Here is a 4,588-nt window from a genome sequence, read left to right as displayed (position 1 = left end):
TTCCTAAATTATGAATGATGCAGTTGCACATTACTGCGGCTACGCTGCTAGCCGGTTTCACGCTGTCACTTTCCTTGCAGCTCACGTAAATAATCGTCCAAGCACTCCAATCTATCCTCCCAAATGGTTCGAAAGGAATCAATCCAGTCGTCCAGTTCCACGAAGGGCTGCGGTTGCAGCTTATAGATCCGGCGATTCGCGCTTGGATGCATTTGAACGAGCCCGGAATCACTAAGTACACGTAGATGTTTAGATACCTGCGGTTGACGGAGCCCAAGTCGTTCGGCTATTTCTCCTACAGTGAGAGGACCGTCACGCAAAAGCTCGACAATGTGTAATCGGTTGGGCTCGGCTAGTGCACTCAACGTTGACATTTTCACGCCCATATTACGTATCTCCTTTCTTTTTTAATATACCTAAAAAAGAATATTCCTGTCAAGGAATATATCATTAACTGTAAAATATTTGATTCATATGACAGCGCTGAACTATCCTGAAAAAACGATAAATCTTCATCATCTGTGGTGCTGCGTCAGTAGCATGGTTGGCTAACGGGATACTATTCGATCGCCTTCAAAAATTTTATTATAGCTCTCCCTCTACAACTCATCGTGATTGGACCTTGCGTTCGGTATTTATTTACTAAATTCGTTAAAGGTCAAAGAATTATAGAATCTTGTAGTGTAAGCTAGTTATTCAGCTAACGGAGATCGATAGCAGGGAACGAGATATGCATCCTTCCCATGCTTTGTTGCTGGGGTAACTGGCAGGATTGTGGAGCTTGAGCGTTCTTTTTTCACAAGTTTAATAATGTTAATATTAACCAACTAAATTGTCTCAGTATTCCGCCCAAGAGAAAAGGAAAGCAAGTATCAAAAGAAGTATGCAGCTCTTTGGAGAAACACATAATATGTCTACCTTTTTAATTAGAAAAGACCCTCAGTAATGAATAGAAATGTACACGTTAATGTAAATAGGGATTGGAGGAAGGGTTGTCAATAGGAGAAGACTATGACAGTATATAAGCATATAAGGAAATCCCTATATGCTTTTTGTGAATTTCAAGTTCGTAATTGCTATTCTTACGAAGTTGAAATGCAAATTGAAAATAATACTTTATATTAGAATTAACAATAACGAATGGAGGAAATGAAATTATGTTAGATGTGCCAAATTGCCCAAAATGTAATTCAGAATACACTTACGAAAATGGAAGTCTCTTTGTTTGCCCAGAATGTGGTCATGAGTGGACTTTAGAATTAGAATCTGAAAATAGTGAAGATAAAAAGATTATCAAAGATGCAAATGGAAATGTTTTAAACGATGGTGATACTGTAACAGTAATCAAAGACCTTAAAGTAAAAGGAAGTTCATTAGTTGTAAAAATAGGTACAAAAGTAAAAAATATACGTTTGGTTGATGGAGATCATGATATTGATTGCAAAATTGATGGTTTTGGAGCTATGAAATTAAAATCTGAATTTGTTAAAAAGGTATAAATGCACTTTTAATTTATTATATTTTCTTTGAATATAGGTGTCTGATTTGAAATGTGCATTTATACACTATTATGGATTTGATTTTCTGGAATAGGTATTTCTCGATTGTCTGTGGACGCCAAAAAGGCGTCCTTTGTTCTGAGCTAGCCTTTTTTCTCTACGCTTCCTAACTCTTCTTTCAATGCCTTTTTCATGTCCTTCAATCTTTCATTCGAATTGTAGTAGTGTTTGTAGTTTTTTATCTCAAAACAAGATATGGTGACATCGCCACCATATGAAGTAAGGTAAAATTGAAACATACTGAATCAGCGATACCATTTAAGGCATAATAATCCTATATTTCTTTCGGAATTAAGCATACAACTTGTGATTAAACATCTTTTGAACCCGACTATTTAGGGGGGATTTGAATGGGAAAGAATGAAACAAGAAAAACAATGAGGTTCTGGATATTCTCGGGTGTAGCTGCTATCCTTGCTTCCCAGTTACCATTTATGTTAAAAAAGGATGACCAAAAGGATAATCAAAGACAACGAAAGAAAATAGTTCGGTGGGTGATGTTACTGGTAGGAGCAGTTTTACTCGGGGTCATATTATTTTGGGCACTAAACTTATTAAGATAACATAATATGCTACGGAGGAATTATGCCTATTTTTAAACCTTCCCAATTTGCGCGCTCGATCTATGAGATAGATGGAGCCGCACTGCAGCAAGCAGGAATTAAAGGAATAATACTTGACTGGAATAATACAATAATCAAGAAGGATGCTGAGTTTGCAGCGGATTCGCTGAAAACATGGCTGAAAGACCTTCAGTCCCGATATGCGATAAAGCTGGTTATCGTTTCGAACAGCAAACCTCCGACGAAAGGATACGGGCTGGTTAATGAGATTCCAGCTTTGTTCGAAGCTGGCAAACCGAAGAAAAAAGCTTTTTTTGCCGCCTTGGATATCCTTGGAACCCATAGAAACGAGACAGCGGTTATTGGCAATGGCATTATTACTGATTTATGGGGCGGAAACAGGCTAGGGATGTACACGATTTTCGTGTCTCCTTCATGGACGAAACCCCGGTTTATAGGAGCGGTAAAACGGCTATTGGTAAAAGTGCTTCGAGTTTAGACGTATGTGCTGTTTACCGTCGCTTTGGGAGCCGTTCCTCTAGATCACATGAGAGGCAAATTTTTCCACCTCTTTAGTAATTACATTAACGACGTTGCAGAGAAAAATCCCTTAAAATGCATCGCCATTGATTTATGATAATACTGTAACTCAGCGTAACGATAATAGGCTGAATCATTATTAGCATTAGCAATTTTTAACCGTTCATAGTGTTCCGCCAAAGCCGCGTGTTTCAGAAAAAATTGTTGTGCAACTTGAATTGTGTAAACTTGGTCATATGGCGGTTGTCGAGATGGATTCATTAGCAATCCTCCCCTTTTTCCAAATTTGATTCATTTTATGTGATAAGGATTAAACTTGTTAAAAAGAGCAATGTACAACAAACGTGTTATTTCTTTCAGCCTAGTCTTTTTACTAGGCTTTTAATTTTGCTTGAAGATGATCCGTTTTTTATCATTTGGTTTTTCAGTTCGAATCATATTGATGAAGCATCACAATAAATCCCCACCTCAACACCTTTTGGTTGGTGTTGGTGGGGGAGGGTTCAATGGATTAGATTGGGCAAAACTAAGGATAAACCAAAAGAGAAGGGGTCATCGACAACATGAAAAGTCGTTCATTATTGCTATATCTCTTGATCGTAGTTTTGCTTACCTCTTGCGGCCCTTCCATTCAGTCAAAGCCTAAAGAGTTGTCTCAGCCAAACCAGAAATCACACATGAATGTCATGGGTACGAAACGAATTGTAATGGGATGGAATGCTTTTGGAAATACAGATACTTTTATCAAACAAAACAGTAATTCTCCAAATCTTAACGTCGTATCCCCTCGTTGGTTTACATTAGCCAATAAGGATCGGATGTTATCCGGAACCGTCGATCCCCGCTATGTGGAGTGGGCACATAAGGCAGGAAAACAAGTTTGGCCTTTGTTTGGAAATAAGTTTGACACAGCTTTAACCAATTCTGTCTTAAGCGATATAGAAAAAAGAGAAAGTCTTGTGGAAACAATTCGACAAACCTTGGTTCAGTACAAAATCGATGGAATAAATGTTGATTTCCAAAACATGGATATTAAGAATAGGAAGCATTTTGTTTATTTTATTAGAGAGCTTGAGAAAGCCTTAGATCGCCATGATATTGTAGTTTCGGTAGATGTTACTCGGCACAATCCAGATCCCTTTTGGTCAGGATCTTATGACAGACGTAATCTAGGGAAGGCCGCGGATTACATTGTTCTCATGGCATACGAGGAGTACTATCGATCCGGAGGCAAAGCTGGACCTGTAGCTTCTATCCCTTGGGTTAAAGAGGGAATAACGTTATTAATGAAGGAAGTTCCTGCTAAAAAAATCATTCTCGCTGTCCCTTTCTTTACAAGAGAATGGGTTACCAATTTGGATAACAAAAGTATGACAAATTACGATCGTACAATGGAAGCCGTTGAAATTCAAATTGCTCAAAAGGGTTTATCCAAAAAATGGGATAAAAAAGCAGAGCAAAGATTTGTGGACTACGTCGAAAATGGAGCGAGACATCAAATATGGATTGAAGATGAGAAATCTATGGAAAAACGTCTAAATCTTGTAAAAAAGTACAAGCTAGCTGGAATATCTGCATGGGCAATAGGGCAGGAAAGTCCAAACCTGCGTGCAGAATTTAAAAGGTTCAGATAGGACGATTTTCTTCTAAAAACTGACAGTTTTTGGCAAGTTTAGCCCGAAAAGATGATAAAAAGTATTAAAGAAATTAGAAAACAGCACGAAGAGAGATTACTGTATATCTGAACAAAGTAAAGAACTTAGAAAATGGTTGCTTTGCTTACAATAAATAATGGACTTGAATTTATACGTCATGGTTGTTAAAACCAGGAGATTCTACTAAAATATCTAGAATGAGCTATGATAAACCAACTGCACTGATGATGAAAACATTGTATTCTCTGATCTTAGAGGTTGGAGAAAAACC

6 protein-coding genes and 1 pseudogene are annotated in these 4,588 nt (G+C 37.7%); 5 read left to right on the top strand and 2 right to left on the bottom strand.

The window, feature by feature from the left end; all coding sequences use genetic code 11:
• Positions 1-65: 65 nt before the first annotated feature.
• The gene (locus tag ACGLXV_RS00790; RefSeq protein ID WP_391557092.1) at positions 66-386 is read right to left on the bottom strand and encodes an ArsR/SmtB family transcription factor; all 321 of its coding nucleotides are present in this window, start codon (positions 384-386) and stop codon (positions 66-68) included.
• Between the two features lie 168 nt (positions 387-554).
• Between ACGLXV_RS00790 and ACGLXV_RS25780 the strand changes: the two are divergent.
• From ACGLXV_RS25780 to ACGLXV_RS00775, 4 genes and pseudogenes are all read left to right on the top strand, one after another.
• Positions 555-692 (top strand): annotated as a pseudogene (locus ACGLXV_RS25780) (hypothetical protein); the annotation flags it as partial.
• Between the two features lie 465 nt (positions 693-1,157).
• Entirely contained in the window at positions 1,158-1,499 is a 342-nt protein-coding gene (locus tag ACGLXV_RS00785) for a zinc ribbon domain-containing protein YjdM (RefSeq protein WP_391557091.1), read from the top strand.
• Positions 1,500-1,909: 410 nt separating this feature from the next.
• Complete coding sequence (locus ACGLXV_RS00780) at positions 1,910-2,122, top strand: hypothetical protein (protein ID WP_391557090.1); 213 nt, start codon at positions 1,910-1,912, stop codon at positions 2,120-2,122.
• A gap of 22 nt (positions 2,123-2,144) precedes the next feature.
• Positions 2,145-2,621, top strand: coding sequence for a YqeG family HAD IIIA-type phosphatase (locus tag ACGLXV_RS00775; RefSeq protein WP_391557089.1), 477 nt, complete (start codon positions 2,145-2,147; stop codon positions 2,619-2,621).
• 80 nt (positions 2,622-2,701) lie between these two features.
• Here ACGLXV_RS00775 and ACGLXV_RS00770 read toward each other — a convergent pair whose 3' ends face one another.
• Positions 2,702-2,923, bottom strand: a complete 222-nt coding sequence (locus ACGLXV_RS00770; RefSeq protein ID WP_391557088.1) for a hypothetical protein — start codon at positions 2,921-2,923, stop codon at positions 2,702-2,704.
• A 302-nt stretch (positions 2,924-3,225) separates the two neighbouring features.
• Here ACGLXV_RS00770 and ACGLXV_RS00765 point away from each other — a divergent pair, with 302 nt between their 5' ends.
• Complete coding sequence (locus ACGLXV_RS00765) at positions 3,226-4,296, top strand: glycosyl hydrolase family 18 protein (protein WP_391557087.1); 1,071 nt, start codon at positions 3,226-3,228, stop codon at positions 4,294-4,296.
• Positions 4,297-4,588: the final 292 nt, after the last annotated feature.

The sequence above is a fragment of the Robertmurraya sp. genome (genome assembly GCF_036676585.1).
Taxonomy (GTDB): domain Bacteria; phylum Bacillota; class Bacilli; order Bacillales; family Cytobacillaceae; genus Robertmurraya_A.
This window is presented reverse-complemented; position numbering and strand designations above follow the sequence as displayed.